The sequence below is a fragment of the Achromobacter sp. NPDC058515 genome, from assembly GCF_042721735.1.
In the GTDB taxonomy this organism is placed as follows: domain Bacteria; phylum Pseudomonadota; class Gammaproteobacteria; order Burkholderiales; family Burkholderiaceae_B; genus Achromobacter.
Genome location: NZ_JBHXNI010000002.1, coordinates 352,540 through 376,612, shown reverse-complemented (window position 1 = coordinate 376,612; position 24,073 = coordinate 352,540). Strand labels below are relative to the sequence as shown.

At 66.1% G+C, this 24,073-nt stretch carries 22 protein-coding genes; 17 read left to right on the top strand and 5 right to left on the bottom strand.

Going from position 1 to position 24,073, the window contains the following annotated elements; all coding sequences use genetic code 11:
* Positions 1-22 precede the first annotated feature (22 nt).
* The 11 genes from ACFWP0_RS04945 to ACFWP0_RS04895 all read left to right on the top strand — a co-directional run bounded on the left by ACFWP0_RS04945 (position 23) and on the right by ACFWP0_RS04895 (position 10,749).
* Positions 23-643 (top strand): TRAP transporter small permease subunit, encoded by a 621-nt coding sequence (locus tag ACFWP0_RS04945; protein ID WP_377840108.1) that lies wholly within the window; start codon positions 23-25, stop codon positions 641-643.
* Positions 640-1,923, top strand: a complete 1,284-nt coding sequence (locus ACFWP0_RS04940; protein ID WP_377840106.1) for a TRAP transporter large permease — start codon at positions 640-642, stop codon at positions 1,921-1,923. Before ACFWP0_RS04945 ends, ACFWP0_RS04940 begins: the two co-directional genes overlap by 4 nt.
* A gap of 71 nt (positions 1,924-1,994) precedes the next feature.
* A complete protein-coding gene (locus ACFWP0_RS04935) occupies positions 1,995-2,678 on the top strand; it encodes a DUF2848 domain-containing protein (protein WP_377840104.1) in 684 nt (227 codons plus the stop codon).
* Positions 2,679-2,723: 45 nt separating this feature from the next.
* Positions 2,724-4,073 carry an amidase gene (locus ACFWP0_RS04930; RefSeq protein ID WP_377840103.1) on the top strand — a complete coding sequence of 450 codons (1,350 nt, stop codon included), beginning with the start codon at positions 2,724-2,726 and terminating at the stop codon, positions 4,071-4,073.
* 36 nt (positions 4,074-4,109) lie between these two features.
* Complete coding sequence (locus ACFWP0_RS04925) at positions 4,110-5,015, top strand: LysR family transcriptional regulator (RefSeq protein ID WP_377840102.1); 906 nt, start codon at positions 4,110-4,112, stop codon at positions 5,013-5,015.
* Between the two features lie 107 nt (positions 5,016-5,122).
* A complete protein-coding gene (locus tag ACFWP0_RS04920) occupies positions 5,123-5,929 on the top strand; it encodes a putative hydro-lyase (protein ID WP_377840100.1) in 807 nt (268 codons plus the stop codon).
* Positions 5,930-6,191: 262 nt separating this feature from the next.
* Positions 6,192-7,442 (top strand): ABC transporter substrate-binding protein, encoded by a 1,251-nt coding sequence (locus ACFWP0_RS04915; RefSeq protein ID WP_377840099.1) that lies wholly within the window; start codon positions 6,192-6,194, stop codon positions 7,440-7,442.
* A gap of 49 nt (positions 7,443-7,491) precedes the next feature.
* The gene (locus ACFWP0_RS04910) at positions 7,492-8,343 is read left to right on the top strand and encodes a branched-chain amino acid ABC transporter permease (RefSeq protein WP_377840097.1); all 852 of its coding nucleotides are present in this window, start codon (positions 7,492-7,494) and stop codon (positions 8,341-8,343) included.
* 1 nt (position 8,344) lies between these two features.
* On the top strand, positions 8,345-9,334 hold the full coding sequence (locus tag ACFWP0_RS04905) for a branched-chain amino acid ABC transporter permease (RefSeq protein WP_377840095.1): 990 nt from the start codon (positions 8,345-8,347) through the stop codon (positions 9,332-9,334).
* Complete coding sequence (locus ACFWP0_RS04900) at positions 9,315-10,037, top strand: ABC transporter ATP-binding protein (RefSeq protein ID WP_377840093.1); 723 nt, start codon at positions 9,315-9,317, stop codon at positions 10,035-10,037. The genes ACFWP0_RS04905 and ACFWP0_RS04900 overlap by 20 nt, the downstream gene beginning before the upstream one ends.
* 4 nt (positions 10,038-10,041) lie before the next feature.
* Positions 10,042-10,749 (top strand): ABC transporter ATP-binding protein, encoded by a 708-nt coding sequence (locus ACFWP0_RS04895; protein ID WP_377840473.1) that lies wholly within the window; start codon positions 10,042-10,044, stop codon positions 10,747-10,749.
* 166 nt (positions 10,750-10,915) lie between these two features.
* Here ACFWP0_RS04895 and ACFWP0_RS04890 read toward each other — a convergent pair whose 3' ends face one another.
* From ACFWP0_RS04890 to ACFWP0_RS04875, 4 genes are all read right to left on the bottom strand, one after another.
* Positions 10,916-11,986 carry a porin gene (locus ACFWP0_RS04890; RefSeq protein ID WP_377840092.1) on the bottom strand — a complete coding sequence of 357 codons (1,071 nt, stop codon included), beginning with the start codon at positions 11,984-11,986 and terminating at the stop codon, positions 10,916-10,918.
* Between the two features lie 334 nt (positions 11,987-12,320).
* On the bottom strand, positions 12,321-13,622 hold the full coding sequence (locus ACFWP0_RS04885; RefSeq protein ID WP_377840090.1) for a TRAP transporter large permease: 1,302 nt from the start codon (positions 13,620-13,622) through the stop codon (positions 12,321-12,323).
* Positions 13,615-14,115 carry a TRAP transporter small permease gene (locus ACFWP0_RS04880; RefSeq protein WP_377840088.1) on the bottom strand — a complete coding sequence of 167 codons (501 nt, stop codon included), beginning with the start codon at positions 14,113-14,115 and terminating at the stop codon, positions 13,615-13,617. Before ACFWP0_RS04880 ends, ACFWP0_RS04885 begins: the two co-directional genes overlap by 8 nt.
* 7 nt (positions 14,116-14,122) lie before the next feature.
* Positions 14,123-15,097 (bottom strand): TRAP transporter substrate-binding protein, encoded by a 975-nt coding sequence (locus tag ACFWP0_RS04875; RefSeq protein ID WP_377840087.1) that lies wholly within the window; start codon positions 15,095-15,097, stop codon positions 14,123-14,125.
* 279 nt (positions 15,098-15,376) lie between these two features.
* Between ACFWP0_RS04875 and nudC the strand changes: the two genes are divergently transcribed.
* The 3 genes from nudC to ACFWP0_RS04860 all read left to right on the top strand — a co-directional run bounded on the left by nudC (position 15,377) and on the right by ACFWP0_RS04860 (position 20,500).
* A complete protein-coding gene (nudC, locus tag ACFWP0_RS04870; RefSeq protein ID WP_377840085.1) occupies positions 15,377-16,147 on the top strand; it encodes an NAD(+) diphosphatase in 771 nt (256 codons plus the stop codon).
* A 135-nt stretch (positions 16,148-16,282) separates the two neighbouring features.
* Positions 16,283-16,792: a winged helix DNA-binding protein gene (locus ACFWP0_RS04865; protein WP_377840083.1), complete on the top strand. Its 510-nt coding sequence runs from the start codon at positions 16,283-16,285 to the stop codon at positions 16,790-16,792.
* A gap of 84 nt (positions 16,793-16,876) precedes the next feature.
* Positions 16,877-20,500 (top strand): hydantoinase B/oxoprolinase family protein, encoded by a 3,624-nt coding sequence (locus ACFWP0_RS04860; protein WP_377840081.1) that lies wholly within the window; start codon positions 16,877-16,879, stop codon positions 20,498-20,500.
* A 28-nt stretch (positions 20,501-20,528) separates the two neighbouring features.
* Here ACFWP0_RS04860 and ACFWP0_RS04855 read toward each other — a convergent pair whose 3' ends face one another.
* Positions 20,529-21,563 (bottom strand): C45 family autoproteolytic acyltransferase/hydolase, encoded by a 1,035-nt coding sequence (locus tag ACFWP0_RS04855; RefSeq protein WP_377840080.1) that lies wholly within the window; start codon positions 21,561-21,563, stop codon positions 20,529-20,531.
* Between the two features lie 167 nt (positions 21,564-21,730).
* On the opposite strand from ACFWP0_RS04855, the gene glnH reads away from it, so the two are divergent.
* The 3 genes from glnH (at position 21,731) to glnQ (ending at position 24,027) form a co-directional block, all read left to right on the top strand.
* Positions 21,731-22,483: a glutamine ABC transporter substrate-binding protein GlnH gene (glnH, locus tag ACFWP0_RS04850; RefSeq protein ID WP_377840079.1), complete on the top strand. Its 753-nt coding sequence runs from the start codon at positions 21,731-21,733 to the stop codon at positions 22,481-22,483.
* Between the two features lie 162 nt (positions 22,484-22,645).
* Positions 22,646-23,302, top strand: a complete 657-nt coding sequence (gene glnP / locus ACFWP0_RS04845; RefSeq protein WP_377840078.1) for a glutamine ABC transporter permease GlnP — start codon at positions 22,646-22,648, stop codon at positions 23,300-23,302.
* Positions 23,299-24,027 carry a glutamine ABC transporter ATP-binding protein GlnQ gene (gene glnQ, locus ACFWP0_RS04840; protein ID WP_377840076.1) on the top strand — a complete coding sequence of 243 codons (729 nt, stop codon included), beginning with the start codon at positions 23,299-23,301 and terminating at the stop codon, positions 24,025-24,027. The genes glnP and glnQ overlap by 4 nt, the downstream gene beginning before the upstream one ends.
* Positions 24,028-24,073: the final 46 nt, after the last annotated feature.

Genomic DNA, 24,073 nt, shown 5'->3' with positions numbered 1-24,073 from the left:
TGTGCCCGCAGAGGTTCCATCCATGACAAAAACCGAACACTTCCGCCTGCTCGGCGGCCTGTTGCGGCGCGCCGAGAGCTTGTCGCGCGCGGCCGTGTGGGCCGGCGGCGCCTTGACGGTGGCCAGCGTGCTGCTGATCTCCTTCGACGTGCTCGCCCGCAAATTCCTGGGCTTCACGACGGGCGGCGCGGACGAGCTGTCCAGCTACGCCTTCGCCATCAGCACGTCCTGGGCGCTGGCGTTCGCCACGCTGCAGCGCGCCAACGTGCGCGTCGATGTGCTCTATCAATACCTGCCGGTGCGCCTGTCGGCAGTGCTGGACTGGATTTCCATGGTGGCGCTGGCCGTATTCATGGTGTTCCTGACGTACTACGCCTACGACGTGGTGCAGACGTCCTGGACGCAGCGGTCTGCGGCCAACACGCCGCTTGCCACGCCGTTGTGGATCCCGCAGGGCATGTGGCTGCTGGGCCTGGCGTGGATGTGCGTGACCGTCGCCCTGATGCTGGCGCGCGCCTCCGCCGCGCTAGTCACGGGCGATATCGAGCTGGTCAAGCAGATCTGCGGCGTGCGTTCGGCGCAGGAAGAAGCCGACGAAGAAGCCGCCGCCGGCGAGCGCATGGTGAAGGGAGAGGCCGCATGATTTCCACTGCCTTGATGTTGCTGCTGGTGCTGATCGGCCTGTCCATTCCGGTGGGCGCGGCGCTGGGGGTGCTGGGCCTGGTCCTGGATCCGCTGTTCTCGATGCTGCCGCTGTCTCGGGCCATAGGCGAGATTTCCTGGAGCTCCAACAACGAGTTCCTGCTGGTCGCCATTCCGCTGTTCATCATGCTCGGCGAAGTGCTGCTGCGCGCGGGCTTTGCCGAGCGCATGTACGGCGCGATGAGCCTGTGGCTGTCGTGGCTGCCGGGCGGGCTGATGCACGCCAATATCGGCGCGTCGACGCTGTTCTCGGCCACGTCCGGCTCCAGCGTGGCTACCGCCGCGACGGTCGGCACGGTCGCGATTCCGCAGATCCGCAAGTACGGCTACAACGAACCGCTTTTTCTGGGCAGCCTGGCCGCGGGCGGCACGCTGGGGATTCTGATTCCGCCGTCGATCAATCTGGTCATCTACGGCGTGCTGACGAATTCGTCGGTGCCCAAGCTCTACCTGGCCGGCATCATCCCGGGCTTCGCCATGGCGGCGCTGTTCATGCTGACGGTCGTCATCGCCTGCGTGGCCAAGCCCTCGTGGGGCGGCAAGAAGATCACCGCGACCTGGGGCCAGCGCCTGGCCAGCCTGGCGCATCTGGCGCCGCCCATGGGCATTTTCTTCCTGGTGGTGGGCTCCATCTACGCGGGCCTGGCCACGCCGACGGAAGCCGCGGCGCTGGGCGTGCTGGGGGCCTTCATCCTGGCAGCCTGGTTCGGCCGGCTGACTTGGTCCATGCTGCGCGAGGTCATGGAGGGCACGATGCGGTCCACCGCCATGATCATGCTGATCGTCATTGCCGCCAGCTTCCTGAACTTCGTCATGTCCGCAACCGGCCTGACCGATGCGCTGACGCAATCGATCACCGGCCTGGGCCTGTCGCCTGGCTGGATGCTGCTGATCGTGATCGTGTTCTACCTGGTGCTGGGCTGCTTCATGGAGACGCTGTCCATGATGATCACGACCATTCCCATCGTCGCGCCCATCATGATCGGCCTGGGCTATGACCCGATCTGGCTGGGCATCGTCATCATCGTGCTGGTCGAGGCCGCGCTGATCACGCCGCCCGTCGGGCTGAACCTGTTCGTGGTGCAGAGCCTGCGCAAGAGCGGCTCCATGAGCGCGGTCATCGTCGGCAGCCTGCCGTTCGTGCTGGCCATGTTCGTGATGCTGGCCCTGCTGGCGTTCTGGCCCGACATCGCGCTGTGGCTGCCGAGGGTATTCGGCTGATTTTCCCTTGATTTGATCGCGGCGCGGCGCCGGGCCGCGCCGTTCCCTCCCACTTTATTTGCAGGACAGACATGAAAGCCGTATTCAAGATCGACGACGCCAATCCCCGCCAGGTGGAAGTGGACTTCAACACCCTGATCGTGGCGGGCTGGGCCGGCCGCGACATGGCCGCCATCGAGCACCACATCGAGGAGCTGGCCGCCATCGGCGTGCCGCGCCCGAGCAGCGTGCCGCTGTACTACCGCATCGCCGACAACCAGCTGACGCAGGCCGGGACCGTGCAGGCGCTGGGCGAGGAATCTTCGGGCGAAGTCGAGACCTTCGTGTTCGCGGTGGATGGCGAGATGTACGTCAGCATCGCCTCGGACCACACCGACCGCAAGCTGGAGACGGTCAGCGTGGCCATGTCCAAGCAGGTCTGCGTCAAGCCCGTGGCGACCGTCGCCTGGCGCCTGGCCGACGTGGCCGGCTACTGGGACGAGCTGGTCATCCGTTCCTATATCGTCGAAAACGGCGTAGAGACGCTGTATCAGGAAGGCCCGCTGTCCACGCTGCGTACGCCGCAGGACCTGATCGCCGGATACACCGGCGGCGCGGCCGTGCTGCCCGAAGGGGCCGGCATGACCTGCGGCACCGTGGGCGCCATCGGCGGGATCCGCCCCGCGGCCGACTTCACGATGGAATTGCACGATCCGCGCCGCCAACGCAGCCTGCGTCACCGCTATCATGTCGAATCGCTGCCCGTGGTCGCCTGATCCCGGCTCCGCACTTTTACGCCGCAAGGCGGCATTAGGACAATTATGGTCTCGACCCTGAATGATCTGAACCTGGCCCTGCGCGAGGGCAAAACCACATCCGTGGCGCTGACCGAGGCGGCGCTGGCCCGCGCCCGGGACGAGGCGGGCGAGGGCGCCCGCGTGTTCACCAAGCTGTACGCCGAGGCGGCCCTGGCGCAGGCGCGCGCGTCCGACACGCTGCGCGCGGCGGGCATCGTCCGGTCGCTCGTGGACGGCCTGCCCATCAGCATCAAGGACCTGTTCGACATCGAGGGCGAGACCACGATGGCGGGCTCGGTGGCGCGCGAAGGCGAACCGGCCGCCGAGGCCAACGCCGAAGTCGTGCAGCGCCTGATCGCGGCCGGCGCCGTCATCATCGGCCGCACCAACATGACGGAATTCGCGTATTCGGGCCTGGGCATCAACCCCCATTACGGCACGCCGCTGAATCCCTACGACCGGGCCACCGGCCGGATTCCGGGCGGCTCGTCCTCGGGCGCGGCGGTGTCGGTCGCCGACGGCATGGCCGTCGCGGGCATCGGCTCGGATACGGGCGGCTCGGTGCGCATTCCCGCCGCGCTGTGCGGCCTGACGGGCTTCAAGCCCAGCGCCTGGCGCGTGTCCATGGCCGGCGTCCTGCCCCTGTCCGCAAACCTGGACTCCATCGGCCCCATCGCCGCCAGCGTGCGCTGCTGCGCCGAACTGGATGCGATCCTGTCGGGCGACGGCGGTCCGGCGCCGCAAGCCATGCCGCTGCGCGGCTTGCGCCTGGCGGTGCCGACGACGCTGGCGCTGGACGCGATGGACAAGCATGTGTCCGAGAGCTTCGGCGCCGCGGTGCAAAGCCTGAAGGACGCGGGCGCGCTGGTCGATGAAATCGCCATCCCCGAGTTCGCCGAACTGGGCGCCATCAACAGCAAGGGCGGCTTCACCGCCGCGGAAGCCTGGGCCTGGCACCGCGACCTGATCGCGCGCGCCGGCAAGCGCTACGACCCGCGCGTGGTGTCGCGCATCATGCGCGGCCAGGACATGAGCGCCGCCGACTACCTGGACCTGCTGGACGCCCGCGAAGCCTGGGTGGCGGCGGTCGACCACCGCATCGCCGGCTATGACGCCCTGATCATGCCCACCACGCCCATCGTGGCGCCGGCGGTGGCGGACCTGCAGGCCTCGGACGACGCCTACTATGCGGCCAACGGACTGATCCTGCGCAATCCCACGCTGATCAATTTTCTTGATGGCTGCGCGCTGTCGCTGCCCTGCCATGCGGCCGGCACGGCGCCGGTCGGCCTGATGATCGCCGGCAGCAACGGCGCGGACCGCCGCATCCTGGGCGTGGGCCTCGCGGTCGAGGATCTGCTCGCCCGGCGCTAAGATGAACGCTGGCGGGACACGCCGGACCGGGGCCTCATGATAGATCTGCGCAACATCGAGACGTTTTTCTGGGTGGCCACCTTGGGCGGCTTTCGCGCGGCGGCGGAAAAGCTCAACGCCACCCAGCCCGCGATCTCCCAGCGCATCGCCACGCTCGAATCCGACCTGGGCGTGCGCCTGTTCGACCGCGACGTGCGCGGCATCAAGCTCACCGGCAAGGGGCGCGAGCTGCTCTCGCACGCCGAGCGCATGCTGCAATTGCGCCGCGACATGCAGGAAGCCGCCCAGGCGAAGAGCATCATGAGCGGCACGCTCAGGCTGGGCGTGTCCGAGACCATCGTCCACACCTGGCTGCCGACCCTGATGGAGTACCTGCACGACGCCTATCCGGCCCTGATGGTGGAAATCCAGGTCGACACCACCACCATGCTGAAAACGCAGCTTGCGTCGCGCCAGATCGACCTGGCCTTCCTGCTGGGGCCCATGGAAGAGCCGCGGGTGGAGAACCTTTATTTGTGCAACTACCCGCTCAGCTGGGTGGCCAGCCCCAAGCTGAAAGTCGGCCGCCAGCCGATTTCCCTCAAGCGCCTGGCGCAATGGCCCGTCATCACCTATTCGTCCACCACCGACCCGCACCGGGCGGTGCGCCAACTGCTGCAGCAGGCGGGCGTCGAGTCGCCCCGCATGTACGGCAGCTCGGCGCTGAGCGTCATCGTGCGGATGGCGCAGGATGGCATCGGGACGGCCGTGATCGCCCCGGTGATCCTGCACCGGGAGCTGGCGCAGGGCGAATTGCGCATCCTGGACGTCAAGGCGCCCGACCTGCCGCCGCTGCACTACACCGCCTGCTGGATGCAGGGGCCGGACAGCCAGATACCGCGCGTCGTGGCCGAGGCGGCGCAGCAGATTGCGCGTGAAGAGGCGTTGCGCCATCCGGCATAACCCTGATAAGGAATTTTGATCGGGGTCTATCGGAACATGTGATTAGACGATAGGCCGTAGTTCCTGTGCAATGTCTCCATACCTATACCGGCACAAGGGGAATCGGCATGGCCTCGGATTTTGCAGTGCGCAGCAGTGTTGAACTGGCCCGGCAGGCGCGCCTGGATGCGCGCAGCGGCAAGCTGACGGGGCCCACGGCCAACCTGGCGCCGGGCCACGTGCAGGCCAACCTGGCCATCCTGCCGCGCGCGCTGGCGGCCGACTTCCTGCATTTCTGCCAGCGCAATCCCAAGCCGTGTCCGTTGCTGGCCATGTCCGAGCCGGGCGATCCCGCGCTGCCCGAGCTGGGCCAGGACATCGATATCCGCAGCGACATCCCGCGCTACCGCGTCTGGAGGCACGGCGAACTCGTGGCCGAACCCGCCGATGTCCGCGATATCTGGCGCGACGACCTGGTGTCGTTCCTGATCGGCTGCTCCTTTTCCTTCGAGGAAGCCATGCTGGACAACGGTCTGCCGGTGCGCCATATCGAGCAGGGCTGCAATGTGCCCATGTACCGCACCAGCATCCCGACCAACGCGGCCGGGGTGTTCGGAGGGCCGCTGGTGGTGTCCATGCGCCCGCTGAAGGCGGCCGACGCCATCCGCGCCATCCAGGTCACGTCGCGCTTTCCGTCCGTCCACGGCGCGCCCGTGCATATCGGCGACCCCTCGTTGATCGGGATTGCCGACATCGGCAGGCCGGATTATGGTGATCCCGTAGAAATACGCGAGGGGGAAATGCCGGTGTTCTGGGCCTGCGGCGTGACGCCGCAGTCCGTGGTTGCCTCCGTGCGGCCGGAGTTCTGCATCACGCATGCGCCCGGCCACATGCTGGTCACGGATCTCATCAACAGCCGCATGGCGGTGCTTTGAACCGCCCCGAGGCGGCTCTCGGTCCGCCGTCAGCGGCATTCCATTAGCACTACGCGCTCGAATCCAGCAGTACCTTGGTTGTGCCACCAAAACGATCCATCAAAGGACAAGGGGAAATGGCGACAACAGTTCAGGAGCTGGCTCCTTCCGGTTGACCGGAGGGCGGCCGGCAGCCGCAAGTCCGCATGTTCCTGACCGGGGCCGCGCGCCCCGCCTATTGCATTGCTTTCATACATAGTTGGTTCATTCCAGGAGTCTAGTAATGAAGATGAAGCTCATTGCGGGTGTCGCCGCGAGTCTGGCGCTGATGACGGCCATGCCTGTCCAGGCGCAGCAGAAGACCGTGCGCATCGGCGCGATCTATCCGCTGTCGGGCGCGCTGGCATCGACCGGATCGGAAATCAAGGCGGCCGTCGAGTTGGCGGTCGATATCATCAACAACCCGCACCCCGAGCTTGAGGGTATTCCCCTGGCCGCGGGCAGCGGACTGCCCGCGCTGGGCGGCGCCAAGATCGAAGTGGTGTTCGGCGATTCCCAGGGCAAGCCCGAAGTGGGCCTGGCCGATGCCCAGCGCCTGATCGACCAGGAAAAGGTGGTGGCCCTGACCGGCGCCTACCAGTCCGCCGTGACCAAGACCGCCAGCCGCATCGCGGAGCAGCGCGGCATACCCTACGTGAACGGCGAATCCAGCAGCCCGGACCTGACCGAGCGCGGCTACAAGTGGTTCTTCCGGACCTCGCCCAACGACGACACCTTCGTCGAGAACATGATGCAGTTCCTGGACGGCGTGAAGGCCGTTCCCACCACCAAGATCGCCGTGGTGTACGAGAACACCGACTTCGGCGTGAACACCTACAAGGCCGTGGAGAAGTTCGCCAAGCAGTACAAGCGCGAACTGGTGGCCAACATCGCCTACAGCGCGGGCTCGGCCTCGGTGACCGCCGAAGTGCAGAAGCTGGCCGCCGCCAAGCCGGACGTGGCGATCTTCGCCAGCTACACGTCCGACGCCATGCTGTTCGTGCGCACCATGCGCGAAAGCAAGTATGCGCCGCCGGTGCTGCTGGCCAACGACGCGGGCTTCATCGATTCGCGCTTCGTGCAGGAAGTGGGGCCGCAGGTGCAGGGCGTGCTGACGCGCGATGTCTGGGGCAACGACGTGGCCGCCGCCAAGCCCGGCCTGAAGAAGATCAACGAGATGTACAAGGCCAAGACGGGCAAGGACCTCAACGGCAACAATGCCCGCTCCATGCAGGGCGTGCTGGTGTTGGCCGACGCCATCAACCGGGCGGGTTCGACGGACCCTGAAGCGATCCGCAAGGCGCTGGCCGCCACCGACCTGGGCGAAGCGCAGGTCGCCATGCCCTGGGCCGGCGTGCAGTTCGACGCCAAGGGCCAGAACACCAAGGGTTCGGGCCTGATCCTGGAGCTGAAGGGTTCGTCCTACCAGACGGTATGGCCGGAGAAGTTCCGCACCGACAAGAGCCTGCCCACGCTGCCGTTCGCCTGGAAGTAACCCTCGGTCTGACGTGGCGGGCCGCGGGGGTCCGCCACAGGAGCACTCCATGTTTGAAGCTCTCTCGGCAGGCCTGTTCAATGGCCTGATCTATGCCGCGGTGGCGGTGGGGCTGGCGCTGATCTGGGGCATCACCGACGTCATCAATTTCGCCCACGGCGAATTCCTGATGTTGGGCATGTATGCCGCCTATTGGCTCTATACCCTGGGTCATATCGACCCGACGCTGTCGGCGCCGCTGGTGGCCATCGCGCTCGCCTTTGTCGGCTTTCTCACCTATGCGCTGATCATCCGGCGCTTGCAGAAGGGACCCGCCATGGCGGTGATCCTGGCCACCTTCGGCCTGGGCCTGGTGCTGCGCCAGATCGCCTTCATCGCGTTCAGCCCCGACTACCGCAGCCTGCCCAGCACCCTGGTGTCCGGCAGCGTCACGGTGGCGGGCATTTCGCTGGGGCGGCCCCAGGTCGTCACCGGCCTGGTCGCGCTGGTGGTCGTGGCCGCGCTGTTCGTGCTGGTGTACCGCACCCGCTGGGGGCATGCCCTGCAGGCGGTGGCGGAAGACCGCCAGGTCGCGGCGCTGGTGGGGATTTCGCCCGACCGGGTGAACGCCCAGGTCTGGATGCTGGGCAGCGCGGCGGTCGGCCTGGCCGGCGCCTTGCTCACCACGTTCTTCTACGTGTTCCCCTCGGTGGGCACGGTGTTCGGCCTGCTGGCGTTCGTGGCGGTGTGCATGGGCGGTTTCGGTTCGCTGCCCGGCGCCTTCATCGCCGGGATACTGATCGGCATCATCGAGGCCATGACGGGCTATTTCGTCGCGCCGGCCTTGAAGACGGTGAGCGTGTTCATCCTGTTCATCCTGGTTCTCTGGTATCGGCCGCGCGGCCTGTTCGGGCGGTGGTGAAATGAATACGACACAGAAAATCGATACCACGTCCTCGGGCGTGCCCAAGTGGCCCATCGGCGTGGCGCTCGCCGCCACCATCCTGATGGCGCTGGTGCCGCTGGTGGTGACCGACTCGTTCACCTTGCAGGTGCTGCTGCTGGCGATCATGTTCGGCGCGCTCGGCGCCTGCTGGAACCTCGTCGGCGGCTTCCTGGGACGCATCTCGTTCGGCCACAGCGTGTTCGTGGGCGTCGGGGGCTACACCACCTTGCTGCTGCTGCACCACCTGAAGCTCACGCCCATCATCGGCATTCCGCTGGGCGGCGTGATCAGCGCGGCGCTGGCCTGGCTGGTGGGCGGCCCCACGCTGCGGCTCTCCGGCCATTACTTCGCGATGGCCACCATTGCGCTCCTGCAGATCGGCCTGCTGCTGCTGATCAACTGGGAATGGGCGGGAGGCGCCGTCGGGCTGGAAGCGCCCATCGGCGACGCCGCCTGGATGCTGCTGTTCCGCAGCAAGGTGCCGTACTACTGGATCGCGGTGGGCCTGGCCTTCCTAACCTTCTGCGCCACGTTCTTCCTGGTGCATTCCAAGACCGGCTTCTACTGGCGGGCCATCAACGGCGACGAGGCGGCCTCGCGCAGCCTGGGCGTGCCGGCCGACCGCTACAAGATGCTGGCGTTCGTGCTGTCGGCGGGCATGACGGGCGTCTGGGGAGGATTCTTCGCCATGTACGTGGGCTTCATCGATCCGGAGTCCATGTTCAGCCTGACGATGTCGGTGCAGGTGGTGCTGGTCACCATCCTGGGCGGCGTCGGCACCCTGATCGGACCGTGGCTAGGGGCGGCGGTGCTGCTGCCGCTGTCCGAAGGCACGCGCGTGCTGTGGGGCAGCTCCGGCATGGGCCTGGACCTGCTGATCTTCGGCCTGGCCATTCTTCTGGTCACGCTGTTCCTGCCAGGTGGCCTGGTGACATTGAGGAGGCGCCGTGGCTCTGCTGGACGTTAAAAACCTGACCAAGCGGTTCGGCGGCCTGGTGGCGAACAAGGATATTTCGCTGTCCGTCGAGGCCGGCGAGATCGTCGCCATCATCGGCCCCAACGGCGCGGGCAAGAGCACCTTGTTCAACGGCCTGGTGGGCCATCATGAGCCGACCTCGGGCACGGTGACCTTCGACGGCCAGTCGATGATCGGCCGGCGGCCCGAACAGGTGGCCGCCCTGGGCCTGGTGCGCACCTACCAGATCCCGCGCAGTTTCGGCCAGATGACGGTGCTGGAGAACGCCATGGTGGGCGCGCTGCTGCGCCATCCGCGCCTGCCGGACGCGCGCCGCGAATCGGCGCGCGTGCTGGAACTGGTGGGGCTGGCCGAACGCGCCCATGTCAAGGCGGCCGAACTGAACGTGGCCGGGCAGAAGCGGGTGGAGCTGGCGCGCGCGCTTGCGACCGAACCGCGCATGCTGCTACTGGACGAAGTGGCGGGCGGGCTCAACCAGGCCGAGGCCATCGCGCTGTCCGAGATCCTGCGCGGCATACATGCGGCCGGCATCACGCTCATTATCGTGGAGCACGTGCTGGAGGTGGTCATGCGCCTGGCGCAGCGGGTGGTGGTGCTGAACTTCGGCCAGATGATCGCCGAGGGCGCGCCGCAGGACATCGTGCGCAATCCCGCCGTCATCGAAGCCTATCTTGGGAGAAAGCATCGTGCCTGATGTGATGCTGAAAGTGGAAAACCTGAGCGTGGCTTACGGCGGCGTGCAGGCGGTGCGCGGCGTGTCGCTGGAAGTGCGGCCGGGCGAGATCGCGGCCTTGCTGGGCGCCAATGGCGCGGGCAAGTCCAGCACCTTGCTGGCCATCATCGGATCGGTCAGGCCCAAGGAAGGCCGCGTCGTCTTCGAGGGGCGCGACATTACCGGCACCTCGCCCGACAAGCTCGTGACGCAGGGGATCGCGATGATTCCGGAAGGCGCGCGCGTGTTCGCGCGCCAGCCGGTCGAGCAGAACCTGCGCCTGGGCGCCTATACCGTGCGCGATGACCGGATCTATCGCGAACGCCTGGAACGCGTCTACACGCTGTTTCCGCGCCTGAAGGAGCGGCGCGAGCAGCTTGCCGGCACCATGTCCGGCGGCGAGCGGCAGATGCTGGCCATCGGCCGGGCGCTGATGAGCGGGCCTCGGCTGCTCCTGATCGACGAACCCAGCCTGGGGCTATCGCCGCTGCTCGTGGAGCAGGTCTTCGATGCGCTGGCGGCGCTGAATCGCGATGACGGCCTGTCGGTGCTGCTGGTCGAGCAGAACATGGCGCAGGCGCTGGAAGTGGCCTCGCGCGCCTATGTGATGCAGAGCGGGCGCGTCGCGCTGTCGGGCGACGCGGCGGAGCTGGCCGCGTCCGACGAGGTGCGCCGCGCTTATCTGGGAATGTAAAAAATGCCGGTGTCAGACACCAGGTGACACCAGGTGAATGTAAAAAATGCCGGTGTCAGACACCTGGTGTCTGACACCGGCATTGTTTGCTGGCATGTTTGCTGGTGTCAGACACCTTGGTAGACACGTTGGTGTCTTGGTGTCTTGGTGTCTGACACGCAGAGCGCTAGAAGATGTGGCGGAAGCCCACTGCCGCGCCGACCTGGTTGCTCTTGCCCGCGATTTCGCCGCTGGCGGCGTCGCTGACCTTGTTCCAGTCCACGGTGCCGTACAGCTGCGAGCGCTTGGACAGCGAGTATTCGGCCACGGCGACCAGCGCGTAGCGCTTGCCCTTGTCGCCATCCTCGACCACGTTTTTGCTGCGGTCGTAGTAGGCGGCGCCGGTGAGCGCCCAGCGCGGGGTGGCCTGCCAGGTCACGCCGGCAAAGTAGCCGTTGTCCTTGCGGTCCAGGCTGGCGGTGGTAGTGCCGCCCATGACGGCATTGACCCAGCCCGTTTCGTCGCGGCCATTGAAGTAGCCCGCGAAGACCTTGGCGCTGTCGAACTGGTACGACGCGTTCAGGTTCCAGACGCGCTGGCGCAGGTCGGAATCGGCGCCGTCATAGGTCTGCTGATAAGCGGCGCCCAGCCCGAGCTTGCCGATCATGTAGCGCAGGCTGGCGCCGTATTGCTGGCCGGCCTTGCGGTCTTCCCAGCTCTCGCCGTTGGCCCACGACAGCGCCAGGGACAAGTCGCCGATCGTGTTGGCGTACTTGGTCATGTTTTCGGTGCGCACGCGCGACATGGCGGCGGGCAGCCAGGCGTTCTGGTCATAGTTGCCGACGGTCAGCGGGTCAAAGTAGTCGGCCAGCAGGTCGAACATCGGCGTGTTTTGCAGGCCCAGCGTCAGTTGGCCGATGCCGCCGCCATCCAGGCCGACATAGGCCAGGCGGCTGAACGTCTTGCCGCTGACCGACGATTTGCCGTTCTGGACATTGAAGCCGTTTTCCAGGCGGAAGAAGGCGCGATTGCCATTGCCCAGGTCTTCCGAACCGCGCAGGCCCCAGCGGCTGTTGGAGATGGCGCCGTTTTCCATCGACACGCGGCTGCCGTCTTCGCCCACGCTGCCGGCGCTGGTGCTCAGGTAGCGGATGCTGACGTCGGCGATGCCGTACAGGGTGACGCTGGTTTCAGCGGATGCGGCGCCGGCGGCCAGGCCAAGGCTGGCGGCGGCGAGAGATAAAGTGATGTGTTTCACGTAGGACTCCTCCTGGTGTAGCTGTTTTTTGATTGCGCCGTGCTTTTGGCTCGGCTTGTTGCGCCTGGCGGATCGTCGAGCGCTGGGCCGCTGCACCGACGCCTTGGATTTGGCGCGGGTCCGGAGCATTGGCCTCATGCATGAATGCGCCATACTGGTGCAACCGATGGACGCCAGGGGATTCTAGAAAAGTTAGGGACGACTCAGGGCCGATTTTTTTCGGCGTTTTCCCTGCTTTACATATTTCGAAAACCGGCGGCGACCACAGCGATTGCCGGATTGTTCCAAAAAAAACCCCGTTCATGGAACGGGGTTTTCGGGGAGGATCCACCGGCTACATCGTCATGTGCAGCGGCAGCCAGGTGGCGATGCCGGGCACGGCGTAGAGCAGCAGCACGGCCAGGATCATCAGGAAGAACATGGGCAGCGAGGCGCGCGCGATGTACGGCAGCTCCCGTCCGCTCATGCCCGACAGCACGAACAGGTTGAAGCCCACCGGCGGCGTGATCTGTGCCATTTCCACAACGAACACGATGAAAATGCCGAACCAGATCAGGTCGATGCCGGCCGCCTGCACCGTGGGCAGCAGCACGCCCATGGTCAGCACCACGATAGAGATGCCGTCCAGGAAGCAGCCCAGGATGATGAAGAACACCATCAGCGCCATGATCAGCCAGAACTGCGACAGGCCGAGCCCGCCGATCCATTCCGCCAGCGCGCGCGGCAGGCCGATATAGCCCATCGCCAGCGTGAGGAACTGGGCGCCCGCCAGGATCAGCGCAATCATGCAATACAGGCGGGTGGCGCCCAACAGCGATTGCCTGAAGGTGGAGAGGTTGAGCGACCCTTGCAGCGCCGACAGGATCAGCGCGCCCACCACGCCGACCGCCGCCGCTTCCGTGGCGGTGGCGATGCCGGTGTAGATGGAGCCCAGCACCGCGCCGATCAGCAGCATGACCGGAATCAGGTGGCGCGAGCGCGACAGCTTTTCCAGGAACGACAGGCCGGGATCCGCCGCCGGCACCTGGCCGGGATTGCGGATCGCCCACCAGGCGATATAGCCGCTGAACAGCAGCGCCAGCAAGATGCCCGGCACGATGCCGGCGATGAACAGCTTGGCAATCGAAACGTCAGCCGCCACGCCGTACACGATCATGATGATGGAAGGGGGGATCAGCAGGCCCAGGGTGCCGGCGCCCGACAGGGTGCCCAGGATCTTTTCCTCGGGATAGCCGCGGCGCGTCAGCTCGGGGATGGTCATCTTGCCCACGGTGGCGCAGGTGGCCGCCGACGAACCCGATACGGCGGCGAAGATCGCGCAGCCGATCACGTTGGTGTGCAGCAGCCGGCCCGGCAGCCGGTTCAGCCAGGGCGCCAGCCCCTTGAACAGGTCTTCGGACAGCCGCGTGCGGAACAGGATTTCACCCATCCACAGGAACAGCGGCAGGGCGGTCAGGGTCCAGCTTGAGGACGCGCCCCAGATGGTGACGGCCATGGCGTCGCCCGCCGGACGGCTGGAGAAGATCTCCATGCCGATCCAGGCGGTGCCGGCGAGCGTCAGCCCGACCCAGACCCCGCAGCCAAGCAGAACGAAGATCGAGACGACCAATAAGGAAATGACGAGAAGTTCATTCATGGGTTTGCTGCGAAGTGGCGGCGGCCAGGCCGCGCGAGCGTCGGACCAGCTCGTCGAGGAGGGCAACCAGGAACAGGACCGTGCCCACCGCCATGCTGATCTGCGGAATCCAGAGCGGCGTGGCGTCGTTGGACGTGGAGATGTCGTTGAACAGCCAGGAGTCGTACGTGAGCTTGATGCTGAAGAAGGCGAAATTGGCGGCCAGGAGGCATCCGATGCCCAGGGCAAAGATGTCCAGGCGCCGGCCGCCGGCGGGCGCCAGCGAATTGAGCAGCAGCGTCACGCGGATGTGCTCGCCGTGCTTGAACGTGCTGGCCAGGGCCAGGAAGCCGGCTGCGGCCATGAAGTAGCCGGCATAGGCGTCGGTGCCGGGGATGTTGAAGCTGAGCTGGCGGGCGATGATCGCCGCCAGCACCGAGACCAGCACGCCTATCGTGCACAGGCCGGCCAGCAGGCCGGCCGCGCCGTAGAGACCATCTAGAAAGCGGCGCATGGCGATATCACTGCTTCTTGTAGGCGTCGATCATGGCCTGCCCGTCCGCGCCGGCCTTCTTCAGCCAGTCGTCCAGCATGCGCTTGCCGATCACGCTCAGGCCTTCCTTGAGCTCGACCGTGGGCGCGATGGTTTCCATGCCGTTCTTGGCCAATTCGGCCTGATACCACTTGTTCTTTTCCTGCGACAGCTTCCAGCCGCGTTCCTCGGCCTGCGCGCCGGCCTTTTTCAAGGCTTCCTGCGTGGCGGGGTCCAGCGCCTCGAATGCCTTCTTGTTGACGATGATGGCGTTCTTGGGCAGCCAGGCCTGCGTGTCGTAGAACTTCTTGATGTACTCATAGGTCTTGGTGTCGTAGCCGGTGGACGCGGACGACATATAGGAATCGATCACGCCGGTGGCCAGCGCCTGGGCCAGTTCCGCCTGCTGCACCGTGACGGGCTGGGCGCCGACCAGTTCGGCGATCTTGGCCGTCACTGGGCTGTACGCGCGCCATTTCAGGCCCTTCATGTCCGAGATCTGCTTGATGTCCTTGTTGGCGAACACGCCCTGGGGCGGCCATGCCACGGCGTACAGCAGGGTCATGCCGTGCGCGGCAAGCTTCTTTTCCAGGAAGGGCTTTTGCGCCTGGTACAGCTTGAAGGACGCGTCGTAGCCGGTCGCCAGGAAGGGCAGGCCGTCCAGTTCGTAGATCGGGTCTTCGTTGGCGAAGTTGGTCAGCAGGATTTCGCCGATCTGCGCCTGGTTGCCTTGCACCGCGCGCTTGATCTCGGGGGCCTTGTACAGCGATGCGTTGTTGTGCAGCGTGATCTTCAGCTTGCCTTCCGACAGCGTGTCCACGTCCTTGATGAAGGTGGTCAGGTTTTCGACGTGGAAGTTGCTGGCCGGGTAGGCGCTGGGCAGGTCCCATTTGGTCTGGGCCTGTGCGCCTGCGCTGAACGCCAGCATGATGCCGCCGGCCAGCAGCGAGATTTTCTTGTACATGGGTGGTCCTTCTTTGCGAATGGTGAGAACGGGTGTGCGCCCGGTTAGGCATTGCGAAAGAGAGCGCCGCGTGCATGACACGCCGCTGAAAAGCCGTGCCATTCTATGTTGCCAAGCGGTCACATTGCGTGTGAAAAGCTGTCTTTACGGGTTATTCCTAGGGCGGGGCGCGTCTCCGATGGTTGAAGTTTGAATCTTCTTTTCGCGGGCAGGCCGATGCGTCGCCGGGCTGTTTTTCTTCTAAGATCGCGTTATCGAAAACGTCTTGCCGAGGCCTGTGTGAATTTCGTTTTTCGCCGTGATGAGTTGCTGGTCGAAGCCGTGTCCAGCGTGCTGCCGGACACTGTGGTGTGCGAGCGGATCGGCGTGTCCGCCACCGCGTTGGAGCCGGTGTGGATGCTTCCCGAGTCGCCGTACCGCACGGCGCAGGTCGATCCGGCCCTGGAGGCCCCCGAGGGCTATGCCTTCAAGAAGCTGCGCTCGCTGTTCGGCGTGCTCGACGACGAGCGCATGGCGCTGGCTGGACGCGCCTACCAGATCAGCGAATGGGCGCGCACGCATCGCTTCTGCGGCGCTTGCGGCACGCCGGCCCAGCGGGTCGCCACCGAGTTCTGCCTGCGTTGCCCGTCCTGCGGCTTCTCCGCGTATCCGCGCATCTCGCCGGCGATGATGGTGCTGATCCGCAAGGGCGACAGCATCCTGCTCGCGCGCCACACCACCACCGCCACGGCGCGCTACACGGCGCTGGCCGGCTTCGTCGAGCCCGGCGAGAGCCTGGAGCAGACCGTGCATCGCGAAATCTACGAAGAGGTCGGCCTGAAGGTCGGCAACCTGCAGTACTTCGGCAGCCAATCCTGGCCGTTTCCGCATTCCCTGATGGTGGCGTTCACGGCGGACTATGTGTCGGGCGACATCCGCATCCAGGAGGACGAGATCGCGGATGCGCGCTGGTTCGGCCCGGGCGACCCGATGCCGGATATCGCCGCCCGCATTTCCATCGCCGGCTGGCTGATCCGGGCCAACCTGCCCATGGGCTGGTCGGCGCCGTAACCGCGCCGCCGCGAGCGCCAGCCTAGGGTATTCCCTCGAAACGAGGGAATTTTCATGTCGGCAGATTATTTTTTATTGATGAAATGTAGATAAATTATTAGTATTTCATTCAAATAAACTTGAGTCGCGTCTCTTATGACATCCGCTTTGATTGCGTCGTCAGCCCACCTGGCCGGCGGCAGCGCGCCTGATCTTTCCGAGGTGGAGTTCGGCCTCATGATCGCCAGCCACGCGTTTGACAGGTGGACGGTGCGATGCATGGCCGCCGCGGGCCTGCCCGACCTGACGCCCACCGACGTGATGGTCTTTCACCACGTCTATCACCGTCAGCGTCCCAAGAAGCTTGCCGACATCTGCTTCACGCTGAACGTCGAGGACACCCACATCGTCAGCTACGCCTTGAAGAAGCTCGACAGGCTGGGCGTGGTCAAGGGCGAGCGCAGCAGCAAGGAAGTCTTCTACAGCGTCACGCCCGAGGGCGCCGCGATCCTCGGGCGCTACGGTGAAATCCGCGAGCAATGCCTGACCGCCGGCCTGGACGCGCCAGGCGGGGGCGGGCTGGAATTCAGCCGCCAGCTTGCGCACACATTGCGCGCGCTGTCCGGCCTGTACGACCAGGCTGCGCGGGCGGCGACCTCTCTCTGACCGACACCCGGGGCATGCCCCCGTCATCTGCAACCCGACCGCGGCCGGACGCGCCGCGGCGGCCTCTTGTTTTCGAGGATACCTATGAAGTGGCAATTCTGGATTGATCGTGGGGGCACCTTCACCGACATCGTGGCGCGCCGCCCCGACGGCACCACCACCACGGCGAAGATGCTGTCGGAGAACCCCGAGCAGTACCGCGACGCCGCGGTCGCCGGCATCCGCAAGCTGCTGGGCATCGCTCCCGGCCAGCCCGTCCCGGCGGACCAGGTCGAATGCGTGAAGATGGGCACCACGGTGGCCACCAACGCCTTGCTGGAGCGCAAGGGCGAACGCACGTTGCTGGTGACGACGCGCGGCTTTCGCGACGGCCTGCGCATTGCGTACCAGAACCGTCCGCGCCTGTTCGACCGCAATGTCGTGCTGCCCGAACTGCTGTACGAAGCCGTGGTGGAAGCCGACGAGCGCGTCGCCGCCGACGGCGCAGTGATCCGCGAGCTGGACGAAGACGGCCTGCGGCAGGGCATGCAGTCCGCCTACGATAGCGGCATCCGCGCGGTTGCTATCGTGTTCATGCATGCCTGGCATGCCACCGGACACGAACAGCGCGCCGCCCGCATCGCGCGCGAAGTGGGCTTCACGCAGGTGTCGGCATCGCACGAAGTCAGCCCGCTGATCAAGTTCGTGTCGCGCGGCGACACAACCGTGGTCGACGCCTACCTGTCGCCGATCCTGAAGCGCTACGTGGATCAGGTCGCCGGCGAGCTGCCGGGCATCCGGCTGATGTTCATGCAATCGAGCGGCGGCCTGACCGACGCCCACCGCTTCCGCGGCAAGGACGCGATTCTTTCGGGGCCGGCCGGCGGCATCGTCGGCATGGTGCGCACCAGCGAGATCGCCGGGTTTCCGAAGGTGATCGGCTTCGACATGGGCGGGACTTCCACCGATGTGTCGCACTACGCGGGCGAATTCGAGCGCGAGTTCGAGACGCAGGTGGCAGGCGTGCGCATGCGCGCGCCCATGATGAGCATCCACACCGTGGCCGCGGGCGGCGGCTCCATCCTGCATTTCGACGGCGCGCGCCTGCGCGTCGGTCCGGACTCCGCAGGCGCCAACCCCGGCCCGGCTTGCTACCGCCGGGGCGGCCCGCTGGCCGTGACCGACTGCAATGTGCTTTTGGGCAAGATCCAGCCCGACTTCTTCCCCAAGGTCTTCGGGCCCGAGGCGAACGAGGCGCTGGACCGCGAGGCCGTCGTCGAGCGCTTCACAGCCATGTCCGATGAAGTGCGCGCCGCCACGGGCCGCGAGATGACGCCCGAGCAGCTTGCCGAGGGCTTTCTTGAGATCGCGGTGGGCAATATGGCCGAGGCCATCAAGCGCATCTCGGTGCAGCGCGGCCACGACGTGACCGAATACGCGCTTACCGTGTTCGGCGGGGCGGGCGGCCAGCATGCCTGCCTGGTGGCCGATGCGCTGGGCATGACCACGGTCTTCGCGCATCCGCTGGGCGGCGTGCTGTCGGCCTACGGCATGGGCCTGGCCGACCAGACCGAGATGCGGCAGAAGACGGTCGAGAAGGTGCTCGACGCCGATCTGATGCTTGCGCTGAAAGACGAGCTGGACGCGCTGGCCGGACAGGCCGTGGGCGAACTGCGCCGCCAGCACGTGGCGGAAAGCGACATCGGCGTGCAGCGCCGCCTGCATCTGAAGTACCGGGGCACGGATACGGCGCTGGAAGTGGCGTATTCGGACCTGGCGCAGGCTCGCGGCGATTTCGAGGCGGCCTACCGCCAGCGCTATTCCTTCCTGATGCCCAACCGCGAACTGGTCGTGGAGACGATCTCCGTCGAAGCCACGGGCGGCGGCGAACGCGTCGAGGAAGCGGCCACGTCGCGCACCCGCGAGGGCGCGCTCGCCGCGCGCCGCGTCGTCAGCATGTACAGCGCCGGCGCCTGGCGCGACACGCCGTTGTATGTGCGTGAAGACATGGCTGGCGGCGATGTGGTGGCGGGTCCCGCCATCATCTCCGAGCCGAACCAGACCACGGTCGTCGAGCCCGGCTGGCAAGCGGAGCTGACGGCGCAGGATCACTTCGTGATCCGCCGCGTCGAGGCCCGCCCCGGCCGCCGCGCCATTGGCACGCAGGCCGATCCGGTCATGCTGGAGGTGTTCAACAACCTCTTCATGTCGATCGCCGAGCAGATGGGCTATCGCCTGCAGAACACGGCGTACTCGGTCAACATCAAGGAACGCCTGGACTTCTCCTGCGCCATCTTCGACGCCCAGGCCCGGCTGATCGCCAATGCGCCGCACATGCCGGTGCACCTGGGGTCCATGGGCGAGTCGGTGCGCACCGTCATGAACGCCAACGCGGGGCGGATGATGCCGGGCGACGCCTACGTGGTGAACGATCCGTACCACGGCGGCACGCACCTGCCCGACGTCACGGTCATCACGCCGGTGTTCGGCCACGACGGCCGCGAGATCCTCTTTTACGTGGGTTCGCGCGGACACCACGCCGACATCGGCGGCACCACCCCGGGCTCGATGCCGCCGGATTCCAAGACCGTGGAAGACGAAGGCGTGCTCTTCACCAACTTCCAGCTGGTGAAGAATGGCGAGTTCCGCGAGCAGGCCGCGCGCGACATCCTGGGGTCGGGCCGCTGGCCGGCGCGCAATCCGGACCAGAACATCGCCGACATGCATGCGCAGATCGCCGCCAACGAGAAGGGCGTGCAGGAGCTGCTGCGCATGTGCGACCACTTCGGACTGGACGTCGTTCGCGCCTACATGGGGCACGTGCAGGACAACGCCGAAGAAGCGGTGCGCCGCGTGATCTCGGTGCTCAAGGACGGCAGCTACGAGTATCCCCTGGATAACGGAGCGGTCATCCGGGTGGCGGTGCGGGTCGACACCGGGGCGCGCAGCGCCGTGGTGGACTTCACCGGCACATCCGCGCAGCTGGACAACAACTTCAACGCGCCGGGCGCGATTGCGGTGGCGGCCGTGCTGTATGTGTTCCGCACGCTCGTCAACGACGACATCCCGCTGAACGACGGTTGCCTCGTGCCGCTGTCCATCATCCTGCCGGAAGGCTCGATGCTTCGTCCGAATCCGCCTGCCTCCGTGGTGGCGGGCAATGTGGAGACGTCCATGTGCATCGTCAACGCGCTGTATGGCGCGCTGGGCGTGCTGGCATCCAGCCAGGGCACGATGAACAACTTCACGTTCGGCAACGCCCGCCACCAGTACTACGAGACCATCGCGGGCGGCACGGGCGCGGGCCCGGTCCGCATCGACGCCGCCGGGCCGCAAGACGAGGGTTTCGCCGGCACGTCGGTGGTGCAGGCGCACATGACCAACTCGCGCCTGACGGATCCGGAAGTGCTTGAGTTCCGGTTCCCGGTGCGGCTCGAATCCTACGAGATCCGCAAGGGGTCGGGCGGCGCGGGCAGGTATCCGGGCGGCGAAGGCGGCGTGCGCCGCATCCGCTTCCTGGAAGACATGACGGCGGCGATCCTGTCGAACAATCGCCGCTATGCGCCGTTCGGCCTGGCGGGCGGACAGCCTGGCGCAATGGGCCGCAACTCGGTCGAGCGCATGGACGGCTCCATAGAGGAACTGGGTCCGCAGGACAGCGCGCAACTGCGTCCGGGCGACGTGTTCGTGGTTGAAACGCCGGGAGGCGGAGGCTACGGCGCGGCCTGAGCCGCGCGATTGAAGTGTCCGGTCCCGTTCAGTCGGGATCGGACATCACGTCCAGCGCGATGTCCGCGCGCGCCTTGCGGTCGAACACCCGCAGCACGACCTCGGTGTCGCGTATTTCAAAGAGCGCGGTAGCCAGGGTGTTCTCGTCATCGGGATCGTCCTGCGCGGTGCGCAGGATGGGAAGCGCTCCCTCGGTGTCGAGCAGGGCGGCGATCATGCCGGCGCTGTCCGTGTCGGCCGACCATCCGTCCACAATGCCCTCTATGCGGTTCTGCCGCGCCCGCGACGAATCGGTGATGATCTGCGCCTGTCCGCGTGTTTTCACGTGCACCATATGGTTGGCGTGCCCATAGCGCCTGCCGATCTCCTGGATGGATACCGCTCCCGGCGTGACCTCGGCGCTGAGGACGCGCGGGTCCGTGGCGGCGCCCAGGGTGTGATGGAAGCCGCCGGAATGGGGCAGGTCGCGCAGCAGGTCCACCGCCTCGTCCAGGGTCTGGCAATCCAGCACCGCGCGCGCCAGGAACATGCGCGGCACGCCGGGATGGCGCTGCCGCGTGCGCAGGTTGTTGATGGTCTGGACCAGCCCGGCGCGGTTGGCGCCGAAGGTGTGGCCGGGCAGCGACCCGGGATAGTAGAAGCTCAGGTAGCCCGGCGCGCCTTCGAGCGCCACGTCCACCAGATGGCAGCGGCCATACAGATAGGGATCGCCGTCTTCGTTGTGGCCGATCCAGCGCGAGCCGTCGGCGGCCTTCAAGGCGACGGAGGTGCAGCCGTCGGTGGTGCTGTGCAGGAGATCGCCGCGGCAATTCCATAGCAGCACGTCCTTGACCGGCATGCGCAGGCCTTCGGCCAGGCCCTCCAGTTCTTCCCAGATCTGGGGCAGGGCGGCCTGCGCCTGTTGCGCCAGTTCGTCCACGTAAGGGTGGCCGCGCCATGGCCGCAGGGCCTCCCAGGTGCCGCTTTGCTCCAGATATACCGACATGAGCGGACGGGCCAGCTTGCCCAGCGCCAGGCCGACCTGGCGCCGGTTTCCGGCGATGCGTACGTACTTGTAGGGCATGGGGATTCTCCGGGTGTCATGCGGATTGTAATTTTTCTAAGCTCTACCGGGTGGGGACGGATGCGTTAAGATCCCCAGTAAGTTGCACCGGGAGACACCGGCGTAGCCCAGGAATCATGCCCCTACAACAACCCCGGGGTGCCGACGGTCCCCAAGAGGAGAGTTTCATGATCAAACGTAAAGTCGCCGCCGCCTTGGTCGGCCTGTCCGTGGCCATGTTCGGCGCAGCCTCCGGCGCCCAGGCCCAGGGCAAGGAATTGGTGGTGGCCACCGATACCGCTTTCGTGCCGTTCGAATTCAAGCAGGGTAATACCTACGTGGGTTTTGACGTGGATCTGTGGGCAGCCATCGCCAAGGAACTCAACCTCAAGTACAAGCTTCAGCCGATGGACTTCGCGGGCATCATTCCCGGCCTCCAGACGAAGAACATCGACGCCGCGCTCGCCGGCATCACGATCCGCGACGATCGCAAGAAGGTCATCGACTTCTCCGATCCCTACTACGAAAGCGGCCTGGCCATCCTGGTCGGCGAAAAGAACACCGACATCAAGGACGCCAAGTCCCTGGCCGGCAAGACCGTCGCCGTGAAGACCGGCACCGCCACCGTGGACTTCCTGAGGGCGCAGGTGCCGGACGCCAAGCTCAAGCTGTTCCCCAACATCGACAACGCCTACCTGGAACTGGCGACCGGCCGCGTGGATGCCGCCGTGCATGACACGCCCAACGTCCAGTACTACGCCAACACCGCCGGCAAGGGCCGCGTGAAGGTGGTCGGCTCGGTCAAGAGCGGCGACTTCTACGGCATCGCCTTCCCCAAGGGCAGCGAGCTCGTGCCCCAGGTGAACAAGGCGCTGGCCACGCTGAAGGCCAACGGCCAGTACGACGCGATCTACACGAAGTGGTTCGGCAAGGCGCCCTGACCGGCTTCGCCTGATGCTGTTTTCAGGGCGCCCGGCAACGGCTGCGGGCTCCGGCGGTTTCCCGCGCGGAACGCCGGGCCCCGGCGGGCGGCCCCGTGCCGCTCCTGCCGCCCGGCGCGCCCGCCATGATGCGGCGCGGCCTCGCGCCATAGGGGGAATATCGTGGAGTTTGACTGGGCTGTAATCAAGGACGCGTTACCCAATCTGCTCGAGGGTACGCTGATGACCATCAACATCACGTTCTGGGGCCTGGTCGGCGGCTTCCTGCTGGGCGCGCTCTCGGGCGTCACGCGCGCCTACGGGCACCCCGTCCTTTCGGCGATCGCCCAGGTCTACGTCGCCGTCATCCGCGGCACGCCGATCGTCGTGCAGGTCATGTTCATCTACTTCGCCTTGCCGCTGCTGGCCAACATCCGGGTGGATGCGGTGCAGGCGGCCATCTTCACGCTCATCATCAATTCCGGCGCGTACATCTCGGAAATCGTGCGCGGGTCGCTGCTGTCCGTCCACAAGGGTCTGAGGGAAGCGGGGCAGGCCATGGGCTTGCCCTTCCACAAGATCCTATTCCATATCATCGGGCCGGTGGCCTTCCGGCGCATGATTCCGCCGCTGGGCAACCAGTGCATCATCAGCCTGAAGGATTCGTCGCTCTTCATCGTGATCGGCGTGGCCGAGCTGACCCGCCAGGGCCAGGAAATCATGGCCAGCAACTTTCGCGCGGTCGAGATCTGGTCGGCGGTCGCAATCGTCTACCTGATCCTGACCGGCCTGATGGCGTTGGGGCTGCGGCTGGTGGAAAAGAGGATGCGCATACTATGAGCATGGTCGAATTTCATAACGTCACCAAGCGCTTTGGCGAGTCCATGGTGCTCGACGGCGTCTCGCTGAACATCGACGCGGGCGAGGTCGTGGTGGTGGTGGGGCCGTCGGGTTCCGGCAAGTCCACCTTCCTGCGCTGCATCAACGTGCTCGAAACCATCAACGACGGCGACCTGCTGGTCGACGGCCTGAGCGTGAAGGGCGGCTCGGCGCAGGTGCGCGAGATCCGGCGCGAAGCGGGCATGGTGTTCCAGCAGTTCAATCTGTTCCCCCAGATGACCGCGCTGGAAAACGTCATGTTCGGGCCGGTGCATACGCGCGGCCAGAGCCGGGCCGAGGCCCGCCGGCAGGCCGAGGCGCTGCTGGGCAAGGTGGGTCTGGCCGAGCGCATGAACCACTATCCGGCCGAGCTCTCGGGCGGCCAGCAGCAGCGCGTGGCGATCGCCCGCGCGCTGGCGATCAAGCCCAAGCTGATGCTGTTCGACGAGCCCACCTCCGCCCTGGACCCCGAGCTGCGCCACGAAGTGCTCAAGGTCATGCGCGACCTTGCCGAAGAGGGTATGACGATGGTGGTTGTCACGCACGAGATGGAATTCGCGCGCAAGGTCGGCAGCCGCCTGCTCTTCATCGACGCGGGCAAGATCGCGCATGACGGGCCGCCTGCGGAACTGCTGAGCAACCCGCCCAGCCAGCGCCTGAAGGACTTCCTGCAGCACGTGACCTGAGCGTCCGCGCGCGCGCCGCACTGCGCGCCGGAAAACACAAAGGCCG